22 protein-coding genes, 1 other RNA gene and 1 riboswitch are annotated in these 19,810 nt (G+C 53.4%); of the genes, 15 read left to right on the top strand and 8 right to left on the bottom strand.

Annotation, left to right across the window (positions count from 1 at the left end; all coding sequences use genetic code 11):
* The first annotated feature begins 1 nt into the window (after position 1).
* From OO731_RS04490 to OO731_RS04480, 3 genes are all read left to right on the top strand, one after another.
* On the top strand, positions 2-154 hold the full coding sequence (locus OO731_RS04490; RefSeq protein ID WP_172956005.1) for a hypothetical protein: 153 nt from the start codon (positions 2-4) through the stop codon (positions 152-154).
* A gap of 353 nt (positions 155-507) precedes the next feature.
* The gene (locus tag OO731_RS04485; protein WP_264889805.1) at positions 508-855 is read left to right on the top strand and encodes a hypothetical protein; all 348 of its coding nucleotides are present in this window, start codon (positions 508-510) and stop codon (positions 853-855) included.
* A 53-nt stretch (positions 856-908) separates the two neighbouring features.
* Complete coding sequence (locus OO731_RS04480; protein ID WP_264889804.1) at positions 909-1,241, top strand: hypothetical protein; 333 nt, start codon at positions 909-911, stop codon at positions 1,239-1,241.
* 8 nt (positions 1,242-1,249) lie between these two features.
* Here OO731_RS04480 and OO731_RS04475 read toward each other — a convergent pair whose 3' ends face one another.
* Entirely contained in the window at positions 1,250-2,425 is a 1,176-nt protein-coding gene (locus OO731_RS04475) for an MFS transporter (protein ID WP_264889803.1), read from the bottom strand.
* A 36-nt stretch (positions 2,426-2,461) separates the two neighbouring features.
* Here OO731_RS04475 and prfB point away from each other — a divergent pair, with 36 nt between their 5' ends.
* The 6 genes from prfB (at position 2,462) to OO731_RS04445 (ending at position 6,967) form a co-directional block, all read left to right on the top strand.
* Positions 2,462-3,574 carry a peptide chain release factor 2 gene (gene prfB, locus OO731_RS04470; RefSeq protein ID WP_138275592.1) on the top strand — a complete coding sequence of 371 codons (1,113 nt, stop codon included), beginning with the start codon at positions 2,462-2,464 and terminating at the stop codon, positions 3,572-3,574.
* A gap of 38 nt (positions 3,575-3,612) precedes the next feature.
* Positions 3,613-4,293: a cell division ATP-binding protein FtsE gene (ftsE, locus tag OO731_RS04465; protein WP_138275591.1), complete on the top strand. Its 681-nt coding sequence runs from the start codon at positions 3,613-3,615 to the stop codon at positions 4,291-4,293.
* Entirely contained in the window at positions 4,290-5,198 is a 909-nt protein-coding gene (gene ftsX / locus OO731_RS04460; RefSeq protein WP_264889802.1) for a permease-like cell division protein FtsX, read from the top strand. The genes ftsE and ftsX overlap by 4 nt, the downstream gene beginning before the upstream one ends.
* A gap of 7 nt (positions 5,199-5,205) precedes the next feature.
* A complete protein-coding gene (smpB, locus tag OO731_RS04455; protein WP_138275589.1) occupies positions 5,206-5,679 on the top strand; it encodes an SsrA-binding protein SmpB in 474 nt (157 codons plus the stop codon).
* Between the two features lie 129 nt (positions 5,680-5,808).
* Positions 5,809-6,181, top strand: a transfer-messenger RNA (tmRNA) gene (ssrA, locus tag OO731_RS04450).
* Positions 6,182-6,316: 135 nt separating this feature from the next.
* Entirely contained in the window at positions 6,317-6,967 is a 651-nt protein-coding gene (locus OO731_RS04445) for a trimeric intracellular cation channel family protein (RefSeq protein WP_138316447.1), read from the top strand.
* On the opposite strand, the gene OO731_RS04440 is transcribed toward OO731_RS04445, so the two are convergent.
* The gene (locus OO731_RS04440; protein WP_138275586.1) at positions 6,968-7,360 is read right to left on the bottom strand and encodes a hypothetical protein; all 393 of its coding nucleotides are present in this window, start codon (positions 7,358-7,360) and stop codon (positions 6,968-6,970) included.
* 119 nt (positions 7,361-7,479) lie between these two features.
* Here OO731_RS04440 and OO731_RS04435 point away from each other — a divergent pair, with 119 nt between their 5' ends.
* The gene (locus tag OO731_RS04435) at positions 7,480-7,896 is read left to right on the top strand and encodes a DoxX family protein (RefSeq protein ID WP_138316445.1); all 417 of its coding nucleotides are present in this window, start codon (positions 7,480-7,482) and stop codon (positions 7,894-7,896) included.
* Here OO731_RS04435 and OO731_RS04430 read toward each other — a convergent pair.
* From OO731_RS04430 to OO731_RS04405, 6 genes are all read right to left on the bottom strand, one after another.
* The gene (locus OO731_RS04430; protein WP_264889801.1) at positions 7,893-8,669 is read right to left on the bottom strand and encodes an ECF transporter S component; all 777 of its coding nucleotides are present in this window, start codon (positions 8,667-8,669) and stop codon (positions 7,893-7,895) included. The genes OO731_RS04435 and OO731_RS04430 overlap by 4 nt on opposite strands.
* Positions 8,669-10,252, bottom strand: coding sequence for an ABC transporter ATP-binding protein (locus OO731_RS04425; protein ID WP_264889800.1), 1,584 nt, complete (start codon positions 10,250-10,252; stop codon positions 8,669-8,671). The genes OO731_RS04430 and OO731_RS04425 overlap by 1 nt, the downstream gene beginning before the upstream one ends.
* A 1-nt stretch (position 10,253) precedes the next feature.
* Positions 10,254-11,207: an energy-coupling factor transporter transmembrane component T gene (locus OO731_RS04420; protein WP_264889799.1), complete on the bottom strand. Its 954-nt coding sequence runs from the start codon at positions 11,205-11,207 to the stop codon at positions 10,254-10,256.
* A 3-nt stretch (positions 11,208-11,210) separates the two neighbouring features.
* The gene (locus OO731_RS04415; RefSeq protein WP_138316441.1) at positions 11,211-11,600 is read right to left on the bottom strand and encodes a hypothetical protein; all 390 of its coding nucleotides are present in this window, start codon (positions 11,598-11,600) and stop codon (positions 11,211-11,213) included.
* Between the two features lie 149 nt (positions 11,601-11,749).
* Positions 11,750-12,736: a hypothetical protein gene (locus OO731_RS04410; RefSeq protein ID WP_264889798.1), complete on the bottom strand. Its 987-nt coding sequence runs from the start codon at positions 12,734-12,736 to the stop codon at positions 11,750-11,752.
* A gap of 88 nt (positions 12,737-12,824) precedes the next feature.
* A riboswitch (cobalamin riboswitch) is annotated at positions 12,825-12,965 on the bottom strand.
* 16 nt (positions 12,966-12,981) lie between these two features.
* Positions 12,982-13,728, bottom strand: coding sequence for a CPBP family intramembrane glutamic endopeptidase (locus OO731_RS04405; protein ID WP_264889797.1), 747 nt, complete (start codon positions 13,726-13,728; stop codon positions 12,982-12,984).
* 151 nt (positions 13,729-13,879) lie between these two features.
* On the opposite strand from OO731_RS04405, the gene typA reads away from it, so the two are divergent.
* The 5 genes from typA to OO731_RS04380 all read left to right on the top strand — a co-directional run bounded on the left by typA (position 13,880) and on the right by OO731_RS04380 (position 19,783).
* Complete coding sequence (typA, locus tag OO731_RS04400) at positions 13,880-15,793, top strand: translational GTPase TypA (protein WP_264890669.1); 1,914 nt, start codon at positions 13,880-13,882, stop codon at positions 15,791-15,793.
* Between the two features lie 68 nt (positions 15,794-15,861).
* Positions 15,862-16,992, top strand: coding sequence for a PIG-L family deacetylase (locus tag OO731_RS04395; protein ID WP_264889796.1), 1,131 nt, complete (start codon positions 15,862-15,864; stop codon positions 16,990-16,992).
* 29 nt (positions 16,993-17,021) lie between these two features.
* Positions 17,022-17,342, top strand: a complete 321-nt coding sequence (fdxA, locus tag OO731_RS04390) for a ferredoxin (protein ID WP_138275576.1) — start codon at positions 17,022-17,024, stop codon at positions 17,340-17,342.
* A 2-nt stretch (positions 17,343-17,344) separates the two neighbouring features.
* Complete coding sequence (gene dapC / locus OO731_RS04385; protein WP_253786118.1) at positions 17,345-18,463, top strand: succinyldiaminopimelate transaminase; 1,119 nt, start codon at positions 17,345-17,347, stop codon at positions 18,461-18,463.
* Between the two features lie 30 nt (positions 18,464-18,493).
* Positions 18,494-19,783: a citrate synthase gene (locus OO731_RS04380; protein ID WP_138275574.1), complete on the top strand. Its 1,290-nt coding sequence runs from the start codon at positions 18,494-18,496 to the stop codon at positions 19,781-19,783.
* Positions 19,784-19,810 lie beyond the last annotated feature (27 nt).

Below are 19,810 nucleotides of genomic sequence, written 5' to 3'. Positions count from 1 at the left end.
AATGAAGAAACTAATCGATGACCGCGGAGATGTTCCAGGTTGGGTCCTAATCACGCTGATGACCGCAGGTTTGGTTGTGCTGATGTGGACTGTTGCCGGACCAGCTCTGCAGGGTGTGTTTCAGCAGGCCATGAATAAAGTTGTCGCATTCTAAAGCAGATCCAGAGCGTGGCTCATCGGTGGTGGAATTCGTTCTTCTCGCCGCACCAGCGATTTTGCTCAGCCTAACTGTAATCAGCGTGCTCCTCGCTGGCTTTAGTCGTTCGCTTTTACTGGATGCCGCTGTTGAAGGGGCTCGATTCGCAGCACTAGCTGATCAGACCTCCGCCACCGGGTGCGCTCGCAGCCGGGAGCTGCTTGCCCACACATTTGGTCCGGAATGGTCGACCACAGTGCTTTGCAGTCGATTGGATTCTGACGGAATTAGCACTGAAAGAGTCCAAGCCTCTATCAAGATTCCAACGTTGGGGTTCTTAGCACCCAGTCTGGAGCTGAACGAGGTGTCACATGCCCAGCGTGAAGCTGAATGATGAGCGAGGATCGAGCCTGATTGAGTTTGTTGTCCTGGGTCTACTGCTTCAGCTGACCCTGCTGGCCTCTGGCACCGCTCTGCTTGCTTGGCAGCATGACCAGATTGCATCTGAATCGATATCTAGGCACGCTCTCAGGTCACACCTGCTGCATGGATTGCCAATCCAAGAAACCGTTGACGACCTGACTGCCCAGTTTCAGGTTGGATCAAAGGTGAGTTGGGTATTGGATTGCGCTGGAAGTTGCGCTGACTCTGGCAGCATCGCAGCACTGAGGGTGCAAATCGGTGCCGTCTCGGCTACTTCATTCCTGCCGGTGCCATGATGCGGCCTCGATTCAGCTTGCGTCCTGAAGGTGTTCGATCTGAGCGGGGGTCGATGGCGCCTATGTTTATTGGGTTGCTGATGTTTTCAACGGCCACGCTGTTGGTGATTGTCGCGGCAACATCGCTGGTCATTTTTCAAAAGAGGCTTACTAGCTTGGCCGAGGGTGCGGCTCTTTGGTCGGCTCAGCAGGGTCTTCCGGCAGACAATTACTTCGGTAAACTGCCAGAGGATGCCGGTTTGGGCTTGGTGCTGAGCGACATAGAAGCCCCCGACGGGAAAACCGTCACGGTTCAGGTCTGTGGTCGGTGGCAGGCGCCGATATCGATTTCAATAACCCCATCGAATCTGATGGTTTGCAGTCAGGCATCAGCGCGGGCTGGCTAGCCGAGGGGCTAGGTGCGCTTGTGTGTAGGCAGGTAGCGATACATAAATACCGCACCGATTACCGCGAGTCCGCTCATGAAAAACATGGCGCCAGACAGCGAGGCAATCACGGTAATTAGCGACATTATTGGGGCGGTCGCCGCCACTCCCGCATCCATCAAAAAGCGGTAGCCGGCTAAAAATTCATTGCGTCCAACGGCCGGCGATGCGTCTGCCCCGATAACCATCACAAGGCCGCTGCCAACTCCATTGGCCAGGGCCATCATGATTGCCACGGTTAGAAAAGTACTGCCATCGCTGGTGAAAGGGACCAGCGCAAGGCAAAGGCTCATGCCTAAGAGGGTTGGAATTGCTGCAGCTTTTCGGCCGTACTTATCCATAATTTGGCCACCCAGATAGAAGAGGGTGAAGTCAATTGCCCCAGCGATGCCTATGTAAAGCGAGGTCTCAGCGGCATCAAGTCCAATAAATAGAGCCCATAGTGGGAGGCCGATAAACCTTGCGGTGCGCGACATGGCCACAATCATCGATGCTGTTCCCAGCGTCAATAGGGTGCGTCGATGCAGCTTCGCAATCTTCCAAACGCTTCCACCATTGTCTGGGGGAGTGTTGAGCATTTTCTCTGGACGGGTGAAAAGCAGAACTACTCCGGCTGCGCCGCAAAAAATAACGGCATTCCAGTAAACAAATTCGATACCCAGGGTGGCGATAACTGAAGCGCCAAGGAGCGGGCCAATGAATGTTCCAATTCGAAACATTCCACCCAAAACGGATAGGGCTCTAGCTCGTTGATTTGCCGGCACAGTTTCAGCGATGTAGGCGTGCCGAGCCAAGCCAAAAATCGCAGCAGAACCGCCCAGGATGAAAACTCCGAGGCCGATCATGAAGATGTTCGCAGCAAAAACTGCAAACAGGATTCCCAGCGCGGCGGCCGCTGAAGCCCAAATCATGGATTTGCGTTCGCCGACTCGATTCACAAATTTGGCGGCGGGTAGGTCGGCGGCAAGGGTGCCCATCATGACCAAGCCTGCGATGAGGCCAGCTGTAGGAATGTCGGCGCCCAGACGTTCCGCGCTCGCCGGAATAATCGGAATCAGACCAGCTTCACCGATTGAAAACAGCATCGCCGGGAGGTAAACCGGCAGAACAAGCTCTCTAATCTGAAAGTTCTTCTTGGCCGGCACCTTTCAATTATGCCCCTCGCCTAAACTAGGGGAGAAATGGCAGACCTGGACCTCACTCAAGAAATACGCGACTTACGCGCAACTTTTGCCGACATCGGCCATGTTGTAGATGTCGAGAAGCTGGCCCGCGAGGTGCTGGAGCTGAAGGAGCAAGCCTCTGACCCGAACATTTGGGACGATGCCGCCAATGCTCAGCGGGTTACCAGTGCGCTTTCCCACAAGCAAAACATGATTAACAAACTCGAATCGGTTCAATCGCGTCTTGATGACCTTGAAGTTTTAGTTGAGTTGGCAAATGATGCCGCTGATGCCAGTGTTCAATCAGAGGCCAAATCTGAGCTCGAGTCGTTGCAAAAGCTGGTTTCAGAGCTCGAGGTTCAAACCCTGCTGAATGGTGAATACGATTCCAGAGCCGCCGTGGTGACCATTCGGTCAGGTGCCGGCGGTGACGACGCAACTGATTTTGCCGAGATGCTCATGCGCATGTACCTGCGCTACGCAGAGAAACAGAAAATGCCGGTTCAAGTGCTGGACACGTCATACGCGGAGGGCGCCGGTATCAAGTCGGCAACTTTTGAGATCGATGCGCCATTCGCTTTTGGAACACTGTCTGTCGAGGCCGGCACGCATCGACTGGTTCGAATGAGTCCATTCAACGCCGCTGGTAAGCGCCAGACCTCATTCGCTGCAGTCGAAGTTGTTCCTTTGGTTGAGCAAACTGAAGCTATCGAGATTCCCGAGAATGAAATTCGCATCGATGTTTTCCGTTCATCGGGGCCAGGCGGGCAATCGGTTAACACGACTGATTCAGCTGTGCGAATTACCCACCTGCCAACCGGAACTGTCGTGAGTTGCCAGAATGAAAAAAGCCAAATCCAAAACAAAGCTGCTGCGATGCGCGTTTTGCAGTCTCGATTGCTAGAGATTCGTCGACGCGAAGAAGAAGCTAAAAAGAAACAAATTGCCGGTGACGTCAAGGCAAGTTGGGGTGAGCAGATGCGTTCATACGTTTTGGCCCCCTACCAAATGGTCAAAGATCTGCGCACTGACTACGAAGTCAACAACCCTTCCGCGGTTTTCGACGGAGATCTTGACGGGTTTATCGCTGCGGGCATTCGCTGGCGCAAGCAGACACAACTCGGCGCTTAGGCCCTGATTCCATAGCCTCAACTTAGGCTGGAGGCATCATGATTAGCATCTCGAACGTCACCAAACAGTACAAAGGCTCGCCTCGGCCGGCTTTGAATGCTGTTTCTCTCGAAATTGAGAAGGGTGATTTTGTCTTTCTGGTTGGAGCCTCTGGCTCTGGCAAATCCTCGCTTATGCGCCTAATGTTGCGCGAGGACGTTCCGACATCAGGCTCAGTCCATGTGCTCGGTGAAAACCTAGTCGGTATTCCGAGCCGCCGAATCCCATTCTTCCGCAGGCGCCTTGGAGTTGTTTTTCAGGATTTCAGGTTGTTGCCTAACAAGACCATTGCGCAAAACGTTGCTTTTAGCCTCGAGGTTATTGGCAAGTCTCAGGGTTTCATTCAAGAGGCAGTGCCAGATGTTTTGAGGCTTGTCGGACTTGAAGGTAAAGCAGACCGCCTGCCAAGTGAGCTATCGGGTGGAGAGCAGCAGAGAGTTGCCCTGGCCCGCGCGATTGTCAACAAACCTGCGATTTTGCTAGCTGACGAACCGACCGGAAACCTTGATCCGTCAACTTCAGAAGAGATTATGGCTCTGATCGAGCGCATCAACCTAAATGGCACGACGGTGGTTATGGCAACCCACGACCGGGGCATAGTCGACCGCCTCAAGAAGCGCGTGGTTGAGCTTCAGCACGGTGTGATTATTCGTGATGAAGTGGGTGGCTCTTACCGATGAAATTTCTTTTGAGCGAGATCCGTCAGGGCCTATTCCGCAACTTATCGATGGTGGTATCGGTGATTTTGGTCACCTTTATTTCGTTGACTTTCGTAGGAACCGCGTCGCTGCTACAGCTTCAAATTGGCCAGATGAAAAACTACTGGTACGACCGAGCCCAGGTGGCAATCTACCTCTGCAGCGAAGTTTCGCCGGCGGATGTTTGCCCTCAGGGGGAGGCTTCGGATGACCTGAAGGCTGCTGTCGAAGAGAAGCTCAACTCGCCGACTTTGGCTGCCTACGTTGAAAAGTACTACTTCGAGGATCACGATCAGGCCTACGCGACTTTCCAGGAGCAGTTCAAGGACAACGCCGTTGCAAAGTACGTTTCGAAGAATCAGCTCAACGAGACCTTCTGGGTAAAGCTTGAAGATTCAACTCAGAGCCAAATCATTGCCGAGAGTTTTGGTGGCGTGGCCGGAGTTGAAGAAGTGCGCGATCAGCGAACCTACCTAGATCAAATCTTTAGCATTCTCAACGCTGCGTCGATCGCGTCCATCGGTGTTGCGGTTCTCATGCTTTTCTCAGCTGCCCTGCTGATTTCAACCACAATCAGACTGAGTGCGTTTAGTCGCCGGCGTGAGCTGGGAATCATGCGTCTTGTCGGTGCCAGCAACTTCTACATCCAACTGCCATTCATCCTTGAGGGTGTTGTCGCGGCCACGATTGGATCGGTATTGGCTGGCGGTGCGGTTCTTGGAATCGTTCAATTCTTTGTGCAGGGTTACCTGGCCGAACGTCTACCGTTCACCAGCTTTGTAACGCTGGCTGATGGATTGCTCGTGGTTCCGCTGCTGATTGCTGCTGGAATTGTCCTGGCTGCCGGGGCCTCTGGTTTGGCTATCCGCAGATACCTGCGAATATAGAACCCTTATGCCAAGAGAACGTGGACAAAAGGTTGTTGCCAGCAACCGCAAGGCCCGTCACGACTACCTAATTATTGACGTGTACGAGGCTGGCATGGTGCTAACCGGTCCAGAGGTTAAGTCCCTGAGGGCTGGCCGAGCCTCTCTTGTAGACGGATATGCCACCATCGAGGGTGGCGAGGTTTGGCTAGAGAACGTGCATATTCCTGAGTACACCCAGGCCACTTGGAACAACCATCCGGCCCGTCGCAAGCGCAAGTTGCTTTTGAACGGTCATGAGATTTATAAATTGATGGGCAAAATCAAGGAATCTGGTTTTACTTTGGTGCCGCTATCGATTTACTTCAAAGATGGCCGTGCCAAAGTCGAGCTTGCTCTAGCAAAGGGAAAGCGCGAGTATGACAAGCGCCAGACGCTCAAGGAGCAGACGGACAAACGTGAGGCAGCCCGCGCGATGTCGACTAAGGGCAAGGACTGGTAACAGTCAATCCAGTCCTCTCAGGGAAACCACAGCCTATTGTCGGCGGTAGGGCTTATTCTTGAGATAACCCCAAAAGATCAAGGCCCAGACGTTTAGGTTAGGTCTTTCGGGGTGATGATAACTAAATATGGGGATGATCGGTTTCGACAGTGCATGTGTAACTGGAAGAAGCGGGTCGAGAATGTAGCGTCAACTCGTTAATGTCCGCTGCAAACTATAGGTGCTAAATCATCACGCACCGACTTCGCCCTAGCTGCTTAATAGCGCTAGCCCCGAAGTCCGTTAGATCAGATTTGATTTCGTTCTGAACCCTAGCGTCATTTAGAGATCTTGCTGAGTAGTTGTGCCTAAGGGCTGCTCGGGACTTTCACTTTGGCTGGGCCCGTCGGATATGTCGCTTCAAGCTAGTGCCGGGGCCGAGTAGAACCTTATTGAAGCTACACCCGTAGAAGAGTCAGAAACTCTGTATTGGACGGGGGTTCAATTCCCCCCATCTCCACTCAGGCTTTTGTTTCGGCAAGAAGCTACGAGTCATCCCATAGCGCAAAACCCCCTAGAAATAGGGGGTTTTAGTGTTTAACCGAATCCAGTTTCAGCCCTTGGGAACTCGTCCTTGGCCTTGCTCTACGATTAACCTATGTCCTCAGCCTCTTCCGTTGCCGAATGGTTAGTCTCCTATGGCGCCCTAGCCTTCGAGGTAATTGGTACATTGGCGTTTGCCCTTTCCGGTTTGATCGAGGCTGCCCGTAAGCGGCTTGATCTTGTCGGCATGGCAATTGTCACCGCGCTGGCTGCCTTCGGCGGCGGAACACTTCGTGACATTCTCTTGGACCGCCGGCCATTTTTTTGGGTTGAAAACTGGGGCTGGATTTGGGTGATTCTTGGTCTCTGCGCGCTAGCGCTGCTCTTTATGCGCGCCCGTCACATTGAACTAACTGAACGCTCGATGCAATGGCCAGATGCGCTTGGGTTAGGCATTTTTGCCGCAACGGGTACTCAGATTGCTATTGAGGCTGGAATGCCGGCGATCATCGCGGTAATTATGGGTGTGATCACACCGGTCTTTGGTGGCGTTTTGCGAGACGTGGTGGTAAATGAAATTCCACGCGCTTTCAATGACCACCAGCCTTACGCAGTGGTGGCGTTTGCCGGGGCCTGGCTAGTGGTTTTGCTTAACGCTCTCAACTGGGGTGCGTTTTGGTCGGTCAGTATTTCGGCCGCAGCCATCGTTGCACTCCGAATGATCGCGGTTGGGCTCGGTTGGCGACTACCAACCTGGCGTGTCTAGCTAGGCGACTACTGATTCTTCGGTGCAAGGCGCCAATTGAGCCACGCGCTGAGGTGTAACTCCAAGCAACACTGCGATGTCTCGCATCGTCAAGCCGCGATCACGCATGCGTCCGACCACATCGCGAATCTCGTTAGAAGCTTCTTCTTGAAGGCGGGTTGCCTCGCGCATTTTTGCTTGAGCTGATTCGATGTCGCAGATGATTCCAGGCATAACCGCTTCAACCTTGACCACGATGTCGCACTTGGACTCGCCGGTGGTTTGCTCGGCAAGCAGTTTGATTTGCTCGGTTGCCTTATCCAGGCGCTTGGCAGTGGTCTTAAAGTTGCCGAGTTCCGGCACGGCAATCAACCAGCCGTCATCCTGGCGTTCGCAAAGTGCCTTGATTTCCATCGCGACTCCTAACTCGTAACTTTTTGTAAAGGGCTACTTGACTAATTTAGTCAACCCATGCTTTACTAACTACTGTAAATCGGAATGATCCGAAATTCAAGACTATAAAAGGAACTTCAATGAACATCGTTTATGCAATCGCGGGTCTGGCGCTTTCAGCTTTGGTCGCGTTCAGCTTCTACAAGGCCGGCAAGTTCAAGGCCACTGCAACTAAAGAGACCCTGCTTGGCGCAGGTTTTGGCTGGGTTGCCAACATTCCGTTTGGCTTGGTTCGTCTAATTGCTTGGGTTGAGCTTCTTGGTGCGGTTGGCATCATCCTGGCGCCTCTTGCTGCCTACTTTGTTCCAGGTTTTGCCTGGGCACAAATTTGGGGTGTATTGGCAGCAGCTGGTTTGGCTCTGACCATGGCAGTAGCGCACATCATGCACACAGTTCGTGGTGAGAACAAATACACCTGGAAGATGACTTCAAAGCTGTTCCTGTTCAGCGCTGCAGCTGCGGTTCTTCAGGCAGTGGTAATTCTTCCGGTTTTCTAATCCGGTAGCTTCACAAAACCAGCCCTGTTTGCTGCTCGATTCAGAGTGGCCAGCAGGGCTGGTGCCGTTAACAAGATCAAAACTGATGTAGTTATCGCTCGACCAAAGTCCCATATCAGACCACCGGTGAAGAGTTCATACTGAACGAATCTGGTTAGGTTCTCGATGAGGCTCGCACCGGCTACATACGAGATTGAAGTCCCAGTTCCGGCAAGAAATGGCCAATTCCAAAGGGTCATCAATCCGCCATAGAAAAAACTGGCGACGAATGCGTACCCGCAAAGCATCAGGAATTGGAGCCAAGTTCGGCTTACTTTTGGCAATGCACCAGCTGCTAGTCCAACCAAGGCAGCGGCCATCATTTGAAACGGTAACCACGGGCCAATACCGCCCGTGAGCAGTCCTGAAACCAGCAGCGACAGCGCTCCGAAGAGAAATCCAAAACTTGGCCCAAAAACGTAGGCAGCGATAATGATGAGAAAAAATGCTGTCTCCACGCCGGCGGTTCCGGCGCCCAGCATGCGAATCACAGCATTGAGCGCAGTTAGAACGCCTAAGAGGGCAATTTGTCGGGCATCGATTCCGCCGGTTGAAAATTCGATCAGTAGCAAAACAAGAACCAGTGGCATCAGTACCAAAAATGCTGTCTGGGCAATTTCAGCTTCACTCTGGGCAGTTACCCCGATAACCAGTGGCCAGGTAAACATCATCAGCGCCGCCACGGCAGCGAGTGACAGAGTCAGGGCTCTCATGGCTTGGTGTTTGAATTTCATCAGAGTTCGACCACCTGACTAATTGAAATGAGGTCGGGCGATTCTGAGACCTGCGCAATTTGAGTTTCGAATGGTTTTTGAAATCCAAGCAGGTCTTCGGGAGCGCAGTCCTGGATAAGTTTGCCCTGATCTAAGAGGAGCACGCGGTCGGCGATTTGAGCAATAAACTCCACGTCATGCGAAGCCACCAAGATGCATGCACCCGAGACTTGCAGTGACTTTAACTGTTCGGCCAGTTGGCGCTTGGCAAAATAGTCGAGACCACGAGTCGGCTCGTCTAGCAGTAGGACACGCGCCCCATTGGCCAACTGCATGGCCAGAACTAACGAAAGTTTTTGTCCAGCTGAGAGGTCTCGAGGGTGCTGATTAGGGTCCAGTCTGCCGTTCAATCTAGTCAGCAAACGGGCTGTTGATCCTGCCGAAAGCCCGCCGAAATTGTCGGACTCCTGCAACTCCTTACCGATCGAATTCAGAAAAAGCAGGTCAGAGGCCTTCTGCGGAACCATGGTCACTGCTCGAAGCAGCTCTTGCAACGACAGGTCGGTGGTGCTGCGCTCACCCAAAATCACTGTTCCGGAAGAGATTAATTTCGGATCCCTGATAGCGCTAACCAGGCTGGTTTTTCCCGCTCCGTTTTGCCCCATCAGAGCCGAGATGGAGCCGAACGGCAGGTCAAAAGTGACTCCTGATACGGCGGCTTCACTACCGTAATTGACATCGAGCTCGCGGACGCTCAGGGCAATTTCTGGATGAGGTTTCAGAGCAACACGAGGGCGGAATTTCGGATTGGATTCACGCCAGTGATTTCGTGCCTCTGAGACGTCGGTGGCCACCGGGGCCCATCCCAGTTTTTGACTTAGTTCGATGAGCGGCGGGGCGCATCTGGAGTCGCTGAATTGGGTTGTTTTGTCGCCCTGGGTCACTGAACCGTCACCGTGCACCATGACCACGGAATCAACTAACTCAAGCACCCGTTCGATTCGATGTTCAACGAGAATCACCGTGATGCCCTCATCGGTGCTCAGTTTTTTTAGAAGGGACAGCAACTCGGCTGCTGTCGACGGTGAAAGCGCTGAGGTCGGTTCATCTAGCAACAGAACCTTTTGGCCTGCTGCAACAGCGGCGGCGATAGCGACTTTTTGCTGTTGCCCACCCGAAAGCTCACTGAGTCGTCGATCCAGAACCGCAGCAAGATCAAAAATCTCGGCCACCCGAGCAAGGTTGCTGGCCATTTCAGCTGGCGTAACACCTAGTTGCTCCATGCCGAAAACCAGCTCATCCTCAACTGTTTCAGACACAAACCCACCTTCTGGCTGCTGGTTCACATAGCCAACCAGGTGAGCAATTTCGTGGGGAGCGGCTCCAGAGGTGATTTGTCCGTCGATTGAGACCGACCCGGTGAGAGTCCCTCCGGTGAATGCAGGGGCTAGTGAGTTAAGGCACTTCAGGAGTGTTGATTTTCCGCTCCCGGTGGGGCCGCAAACCAAAACCATCTCGCCAGCAGCAACGGATAGGTTGACATTTCTTAGGATCGGAGTCTCGCTCGATTTATACCCAAGGGTCAGGTTTGAAGTCTTGATCACATTAGCCTCCAAACCAGAAGCCAACGAAGACTATGGAGGCGCTCAGGCCCATGATTGCAAAATCAGCTGCTGCCCAGGCGTGGACTCGAAATCGAGTTCTAACTCCGTGTCGCGAAGCAAGTTTCACTGAGGTAAGACTGGCTATCAAGGCGATAAAAAAGCTAATTGGGGTTACCAGGTCGCTCAGCCCAACACTCAGCATCGAGAAAATGGCAAAAATCATCGCAACCAGCGCTGTCAATGTTAGGAGACGGGTCTGCCGTAGCTGAACAGCTGGCACTGGCCCACGCCTTCCGAAACCTCGGGATGCCATGCTTGCTGCCAAATCTAGAGAGCTGTCAATCGTGTCTTCCAGCGCCGGAATAATCGTGCCAGTCAGTGCGGTAACTTTTCGACTTCGCCCTCTCAGCTCGCGAGCTTTTCTGACTCGCTGGAGGCTTGAAATAAGCTGCGGCGCAAGATTAATCGCCACTACGGCTGCTGTGGCCAGCTCGTAGAGTGCTGCCGGCGTGCTCTTCAAAAGTCGTTTTGGGTTGGCCAAGCTGTTTGCCATGGCCACGGCCAGGATTATCGCTGCCAGTCGCAAGCCATCGGTGAGGCCTGAAGTAATTGACGCCAGCGATACCGGCCCGAAGAGCGAGGTAACCGTGCCAAATCCTAGATCTAGGTTGATTAGAGGAAGGTTCAAAAAGACCGGTTTAGTGGGGTCTGGAAAATTGAAAATAACTCGAAAAGAAACTCTGACTAAAACCACCAGGATTGCCAGGATTAGGTAGAGCCGAAGGGTTTGCCGCACTGCGTTTTCGGCGGCTCCAGCAGATGCGAGGGCAACGGCTGTCAGGCAAATAATTGCAAGCGGGAGCCAAAAGTCCTGCAAGCTTGCTGCGACGGCAAAGGACAGGCCAAGTAGCCACCAAACTCCGGGGTGTACCTGTGCGGTCAAAGTCTTGAACATGGCCTATTTGGTGGCACAGGTAAGTTCTGGAACGGACGCCGATGGTGATTGCTCGGATTTAGGTGTGTTCGGCGTGATGAACACCCAGCCCTCCGCCGCTCCGCAGGCAACTCGATTGTTCGGGTCGGCTGCACCCTGTCCGCTTCTGACCCACTCACCGGCTAGAGATTTGAAGTAAACCCAGGTGCCTTCTTGATAGCTGGGGGTGTCAAGGCAATCCTGTGCAGTTTCGGTAGGCCATCCGCCGATGCGGCAAACAAACGCTGCTGGGTATTGACTTGTTCCGGTTGGTGCCAAATCAGCTTCTTCTAGCAATTGCCAGCCATTGCCCGCAAAATCTTGTAGGCATGAAACTTTGCTTTCCAGAGCTGATTCAGACCCAAAATCAATCACTAGAGTCACCCCAGAATCCAGGCACGGCCCACTGCTGACAGCGCTCGATTCAGGTGCTGGCGTGGATGCTGGGTTTTTCGAGAGGACCCCGAATAGGCCTACTGCGGCTAGCAGTAGGCCTAGGGTCAGCACTAAGCCTTTTGGCATGCTCAGTCGGTAAGTAGATCTAGGTAGCTCTTGGCAATCAGCGGTACGTATGCCTGAGAAGTGGCCATCACGTCAGCGCTGCCAGAGCTCCATGGCACGGTGAATCCGCCGGTCGAGGCCAGCTTAGATTTCAGCCAGATTCGGTAAGGCTTAGCCTCCTCTAGTTTGCCGGCAGCCTTCAGTCCCATTGCCACGTATGCCGTGCCGTTGACGTCGTATCCGTAATCGGACTCAATGTGGCTGTCGCCAGAGTCGGTTTTACGGACATAGCTAAGCGCCTTGCCAATTGCTGTCGAACGAGCTTTGTCTTCTGTGGCGTTGCCGAACCAGCGGCGGAGTGACAGTGCCTGCAGTGCAAGGCCGGTGGCGTCAGCCGAGCTGGCGGTTCCGTACGAGCTAAAGCCGCCATCTGTGTTTTGGCGAGTGATCAGCTTTTGAATTACTTTGTTCGCCAGTGTGTGCTCGAGGTAGGCGTTCAAACCCAAAGCAACCCAGGCATAGTCAAAGTCGTTGGTTGCACCGTAGACGGTGCCGTCGGCAGCAATTCGGGTCTTCAGCTCCTTGAAGATCTGATACTGCAAATACTCAGCTGGCACTTCAAGTGCTCGTGATACAAACAGGTACTTGCCAGCCAAGCCAACATTTAGGGTCTTGTTGGCATCGGTGTTGAAGACATATCCCGTTCGGGCAACAACGTCACCGACCACAGATTTTGTGTTGAGCAGGTACTGTGCCTTGGAGCCCAGTTTGGCCAGATCATGCCCGCCAGCATTCAGCTGAAGCAAGGCCTCGATCGACATGCCAAAATCTTTCGAACCTGCGCTGAAGCCGGCCAGATATTTTCCGCTCACAAACTTGCCGCTCAGGTATGAAACGGTGGTTTGGTATGGGGGAGCCGCAACTGCCGCTGTTGGCGCAACGAGTGAAAGTGTGGCGGTTATTGATGTGATTGCAACAAGTTTGCGCAATCCAGATTTAGTTCCAAACATTTTGAAACCTTTCGCTTTATGCGATCTGAATGCGAAGACGAAAGGTATGGAACCATTCGACTCCGACCGTAGACCTCGACGGTGAATAAGGAGTCAATTGCTGTCAGGCAGGCATTCCGACTTACCAAAAAGGCTTACGGTTGCGGGTCAGCGCCGGATTCTCACCGGACTTTCCCTGCTCTAGGCAAAAGGGTTGCTGGTTTAGGGCAACTGCGTCAAATGTAGCAGTCTTGCCTGCGACAGCTCTACGGCAGCGGCAGATTGTTACCGATTAGTGCAAAGCCAACAAAAGAAATCGCATCTAGCAAAAAGTGCGCCACGACCAAGGGTGTTAGGCGACCCCATTTTTTGTAGGCGAGTCCGAAAACTAACCCCATAACCAAGTTGCCGACAAAACCGCCAAAACCTTGGTAAAGGTGGTAGCTGGCTCGAAGGATCGAACTAATCCATAGCTGTTTAGCCCAACTAAAACCAATTTTTTCGAGACGGTCGAATAAGAATCCAACCACTATGACTTCTTCAAGCACGGCAGCTTTGACTGCGGCCAAGAGAAGCACCGGGACAACCCACCAGTAATCCGGCAGCTCGGCGGGCAGGATTTTGCTGGAAAGCCCCAATAGTCGAGCAGCTACGTAAAGGCCGATTCCAGGTATCCCAATAAGTGCAGCTAGGCCCAAGCCTCGAGTAATCCAAAAGGATGGTTTTTCGAAAGTTAGCGAAAGGCGTTTGAGCGGGTTTCCATCAGATTGCCAAACCAAATACAAGGCCAGCGCAACCGGCGCCAAACCAAACGTGATTCCCAGAATTTGATAGGTGAAATCAAGCCACTCGGCCCGCGCCAGAGATGGGTTGATGCTGGTGGTCTGACCAGCTAGGCCTGATGGAGCAGTCAGTTTGTTGATCAGCGAGACAGTTGAGTAAACAGCCGAGGCTCCTAAACTCAGGGCTAGCACGATCCAGATCTCAACTTTGAAGTTTGAAGATTTACTCATGGTTCACCGCGTCGTCCGTCACATCCCTAGGCTAACTGCCTTTGTCCCGATAGAATAAGAGGGCAGGGGCTCAAAGATGCAATTCTGCACCCCCTAATTAATTTCTGTGCCAGCTTTGATTTGCTTGGCGCGCTCAAAAGAGGATGTTCCTATGGCTCAGGCCACCAGAGATGATTTGCGCAACGTTGCGATTGTTGCCCACGTAGACCACGGTAAGACCACTTTGGTTGATGCCATGCTTCGCCAGACCGGTTCGTTCAGTGACCACGCCGCCGTTGGCGAGCGCGTTATGGACTCGGGTGACCTTGAGCGCGAGAAGGGTATTACCATCCTCGCCAAGAACACCGCGATTGCCTACAAGGGCGACCACTCAAACGGTAAAGAAATCACCATCAACGTAATTGACACCCCGGGTCACGCCGACTTCGGTGGCGAGGTTGAGCGCGGTCTATCAATGGTTGACGGCGTTGTTCTTTTGGTTGACGCGTCTGAAGGCCCATTGCCACAGACCCGATTTGTTCTTCGCAAGGCTCTAGAAGCCAAGCTCCCGGTAATCCTTTTGGTGAACAAGACCGACCGTGCCGATGCTCGCATCGACGAGGTCGTTGAAGAAACCCACGACCTGCTTTTGGGTCTAGCTTCTGACCTACACGACACAGTTCCAGACCTAGACATCGATGGCATCCTCGAGTTGCCAATCATTTACGCATCAGGACGAGCCGGAATCGCATCGCTAACCAAGCCTGCTGATGGCACCCTACCTGAGGGTGAAAACCTAGAGCCACTATTCGGCGCAATCATGCAGTACATTCCTGCACCTCAGTACGACGACGAGGCTCCGCTACAGGCGCACGTCACCAACCTAGATGCTTCGCCGTTCTTGGGACGTTTGGCGCTGCTACGCATTTTCAACGGCACCCTTCGTAAGGGCCAGCAGGTTGCGTGGGTTCGCCAGGATGGCACTACTCAGAACGTGAAGATCACCGAGCTTCTAAAGACCAAGGCGCTTGAGCGCTTCCCGACCGAGGAAGCCAACCCAGGTGACATCGTTGCTGTTGCAGGTATCGAAGAGATCACCATTGGTGAAACTTTGGCCGACCCGAACGACGTTCGTCCGCTTCCGATGATTACCGTTGACGACCCAGCCATCTCGATGACTATCGGTATCAACACCTCACCGATGGCCGGTCGTGTTAAGGGTGCAAAGGTTACCGCTCGACTTGTAAAGGACCGCCTTGACAAGGAGCTAATCGGTAACGTTTCGCTGAAAGTTCTGCCTACCGAGCGTCCAGACGCATGGGAAGTCCAGGGTCGTGGAGAGCTTGCACTTGCAATTCTTGTTGAGCAGATGCGTCGCGAAGGCTACGAACTAACCGTTGGTAAGCCACAGGTGGTTACCAAGCGTATCGATGGCAAATTGCACGAGCCATACGAAGACCTAACCATCGACGTGCCAGAAGAGTTCTTGGGTGCAATGACCCAGTTGCTTGCTGCCCGCAAGGGTCAGATGACCAACATGGTTGCAAACGCAACCGGCTGGACCCGCATGGAGTTCCGTGTGCCTAGCCGCGGTCTAATCGGTTTCCGCACCGAGTTCCTAACTCAAACCAAGGGAACCGGTATCGCCAACGCGATCTCAGCTGGATACGACGTATGGGCTGGCGACATCACTACCCGTAACAACGGCTCTCTTGTAGCTGACCGTGCCGGTGTGGTAACTCCGTTTGCAATGATCGGTCTGCAGGAGCGCGGTTCGTTCTTCGTTCAGCCAACCAGCGAGGTTTACGCAGGTATGGTTATCGGCGAGAACTCACGAGCCGACGACATGGAAGTCAACATCACCAAAGAAAAGAAGCTCACCAACATGCGTGCTTCTTCTTCTGATGAGTTCCAGTCACTGACCCCGCCACGCACCCTTTCACTTGAAGAGTGTCTAGAGTTTGCTCGCGAAGATGAGTGTGTTGAGGTAACCCCTGAGGCTACCCGCATTCGCAAGGTTGAGCTGGACTCAAACCTTCGTGCTCGTCTAGCATCACAGCGCAAGAACGCCAGCGAAGGCAAGTAGTAAATCTCGAAAAGTCCCCGGCCGCTTAGGTGGTCGGGGATTTTTTTGTAATCGCCTAAAGTGTTTGTATGGCAAAGGCAAAGTTCAATCCAAAACGTCTCTTCATCGTGCATGCGCACCCAGATGACGAAAGCCTCTTCACCGGCCATGTAATTGCAGACACTGTGGCCAAGAAGGCTGAGGTCATGGTTTTCACGCTCACTCGCGGTGAGCGAGGCAAGGTGAAGCTCGATGAGCTGCGCGCCCTCGAAGGTAACCTACAGGCCATGGGCTCTTTCCGGGCCACCGAATTACGCGAAGCCTTGGCTGCTTTTGGAAATGTGCGTCATGCGTTCGCCGGAACTCGCGCCTATCTTGATTCCGGCCTTCGGATCAACTCGATGGGTAAGCCTGCAAAACCTCGCGACCTAGATGAAATGGCGTTGTCTGCCGCAGCAACATCGGTGATTGCTGACGACATCGCCAAGGCAATATCAGATTTCAACCCCGATGTGGTCTTGACCTACAACAGTCGAGGCGGTTTTGGTCACCCGGACCACAAAATGGCTTTTGAAGCAACTTCGATGGCTATTCGTCGAATCATCAAGCAGAAAAGTGGTCGTGCGCCTGAGTTTTGGGTAATTGCAGAACCGCGTGAGCGCTTTGACGTTGAAATCGGTGATGCCAAGACCGCGTTGGTCAAGAAGGCGGCTCTAGAGGCGCACGCTAGCCAGGTCGCAGTTCACGCCGAGACCTATTCGGTCGTGCCGGGCAAAGAAATCCGTTATGACCGCCCTGAGCGACTCCGTAGACAGTCAATTAGTCGTTTTGCTCACTGGAAGCCGTTCCTATCGTCGTTCTGGGCCCTGCCGCTGGGCGTGCTTTTTGCCTTTGCCGGCACCATGCTTCACCAGGTGCGGGCCAATGACCCAGCTCAAACGCAGCTGGGGCTCATCGTTGCTTTGATCATGACAGCATCGATAGCGCTAGGTCTGCGTCTTATGCGTCGATCCAGGGGAGCCCTGTATTTGCTCACCGCGGGCCTGAGCGCGACTATTTTTTGGCTATCGCAGCGGCAACCCGGCGGGGAGCTCTTCATTCCGGGCAATGACATTGGAACCTTTTGGGCCTTCGGTTCGATCGGAATTTGTGCCTTTATTATTCTTTTTCCCCGTGTTCAACCGGGTGCTTGGCGCAGAAGTTCGCGCGGGCATCGTTAAACTAGAACTTAGAAACGAAAGGATCACCCATGACTTATGTAATCGCACTACCTTGCGTTGACGTCAAGGACAAGGCATGTATTGAAGAGTGCCCAGTCGACTGCATTTACGAGGGTGACCGCATGCTTTACATCCACCCGGATGAGTGTGTTGACTGTGGTGCCTGTGAGCCTGTTTGCCCGGTCGAGGCAATCTACTACGAGGATGACCTGCCATCACAGTGGTCTGACTACTACAAGGCCAACGTAGAGTTTTTCAGCGAGATTGGTTCACCAGGCGGAGCTGCCAAAGTCGGCAAGCTTGACCTAGACCACTCGGTAATCACCGCACTTCCGCCACAGGGCGAGTAATAGTGTTCGATCGACTGCCCGAGTATCCGTGGGAGCAGCTAAAGCCATTCGCGGCCAAAGCAGCTCTTCACCCAGGTGGCGCAGTCGACCTATCTGTGGGATCCCCGGTTGATCCAACTCCATCGATTATTCAAGATGCGCTTAACGCTTCGTCAAACGCACCCGGGTACCCTTCAACCGGTGGCTCGCCAGAGTTCAAGGCCGCCGTGGTTGAGTGGTTTGAGCGCCGCCGAGGAGTTCCAGGTCTAAAGCCTGAACAGGTCATGCCGACCATCGGTTCTAAAGAGCTGATTTCTTGGTTGCCGCTGCTGATGGGTCTCGGTCCGGGCGATGTCGTGGTCCAGCCAAAGGTGGCCTACACGGCCTATGTGGTTGGTGCTGCACTTTGTGGGGCCGAGATTATTTCTGAAGATGATCCTGCCAAGTGGCCAAGCAACGCAAAGTTAATTTGGATCAACTCTCCTGGCAACCCGGATGGTCGAGTTCTTGACGTTGCCGAGATGAAGGCCGCCGTTGACCGAGCTCGCGAATTGGGCGCCCTGATCGCCAGCGACGAATGTTATGCCGAGCTGGGTTGGAATGAATGGTCAGAAAAGTTGATCCCATCCGTTCTTGATCCTCGCGTTTGCGGCGGCTCACACGAAGGTGTTTTGGCTGTTTATTCGCTGAGCAAGCAGTCCAACATGGCGGGCTACCGCGCAGCATTTGCTGTTGGCGAGGCCTCACTTATCAAAGGCCTAGTAAACCTTCGTATGCATTCTGGCCTCAACACCCCAGGCCCGGTTCAGCGAGCCATGGTTGTAGCCCTCGGAGATGAAGACCACGTAGCAGCTGAGAAAGAAATCTATCGAGAGCGCCGCGATATCCTTTTGGCAGCGGTTCGCGATTACGGTTTTGAGCTTTCAGACAGCGATGCTGGCCTGTACCTATGGGCAACCCTTCACGAGGATTGCTGGCAAACCGTGGACCGAATGGCTGAGCTAGGAATCGTCGTGGTTCCAGGTACCTTCTATGGCGAACACAGCACCGAGCACGTTCGTTTTTCTATCACGGCAACCGACGACAAAATCGCTGAGGGAGCGCGCAGGTTGCGCGATGCCATAGGCTTGAAGAACGCCTAAAAAGGCATAACACCAGCAGTAGGAGCTTCGATGACCTCGAGCGACAAAGTAACGATTACTTACGGCAATACCACCGCCGAGTTTCCAGTTATTTCAGCCGTAGACGGACCTGATGCTGTCGACATTTCAAAGTTGACAGCCACAACCGGTCTTACCGCTTATGACCAGGGTTTCGTTAACACCGCATCAACCAAGTCAGCCATCACCTTTATCGACGGTGCCAATGGCATTTTGCGTCACCGCGGCTACCCAATCGAGCAATTGGCGGGCAACAAGAGCTTTCTAGAAACTGCATGGTTGCTCATCTACGGTGAACTACCTACCGCTGAAGAACTAGGTGGCTTCGAAGAGCGTATCCGCCGCCACACGCTGGTTCACGAGGACCTTAAAAACCTTTTCCAGGCAATGCCTCAGAACGCTCACCCAATGGCTGTGCTTGCTGCTGGTGTTTCTGCGCTATCAACTTTCTACCAGGATTCTTTGGATCCCCACGACCCAGAGCAGGTTGAGCTGTCAACGATTCGCCTGCTGGCAAAGTTGCCAGTTTTGGCTGCCTACGCGCACAAGAACAGCATGGGTCAGGCTTTGCTTTACCCAGATAACTCACTTTCTTACGTTGAGAACTTCTTGCGCCTGAACTTTGGCAACATGGCCGAGGAATACGTGCAGAACCCAGTGGTAACCAAGGCTCTCGACACACTCCTGGTGCTGCACGCAGACCACGAACAGAACTGCTCTACTTCAACGGTGCGCCTTGTTGGTTCAAGCCAGGCAAACCTGTTTGCATCTATCTCCTCTGGCATCAATGCCCTGTTTGGTCCGCTCCACGGCGGTGCCAATGAGGCTGTTCTCGAGATGCTCACCCAAATTCGTGAATCGGGAGAGGGTGTTCAGTCATTCGTTAACCGAGTCAAGAACAAAGAAGACGGAATCCGTCTGATGGGCTTTGGTCACCGCGTTTACAAGAACCTAGACCCGCGTGCTCGCATTGTTAAGGCAACCGCAGATAAGGTCCTCGCTGAGCTTGGTGTGCAGGACCCTCTGCTAGACATCGCTAAAGAACTTGAGGGCGTTGCGCTGGCTGACCCTTATTTCCAGGAGCGCAAGCTTTACCCGAATGTGGATTTCTACACCGGTGTAATCTACAAGGCGCTTGGTTTCCCTCCGCACATGTTCACCGCATTGTTCGCGATGGGTCGACTACCGGGATGGATTGCTCACTGGCGCGAAATGAATGTGGATCCAGCGACCAAAATCGGCCGCCCACAGCAGATTTACATCGGCCAAGAGGAACGAAACCTGAAAGGGTTTTTCCACTAGACAATAAAAAAGACCTCCCATCGGGAG

The organism is Rhodoluna sp. KAS3 (genome assembly GCF_026000575.1).
GTDB lineage: Bacteria > Actinomycetota > Actinomycetes > Actinomycetales > Microbacteriaceae > Rhodoluna.
Note: the sequence above shows the minus strand (reverse complement) of the source record. Positions and strands in the feature narration are given on the sequence as shown.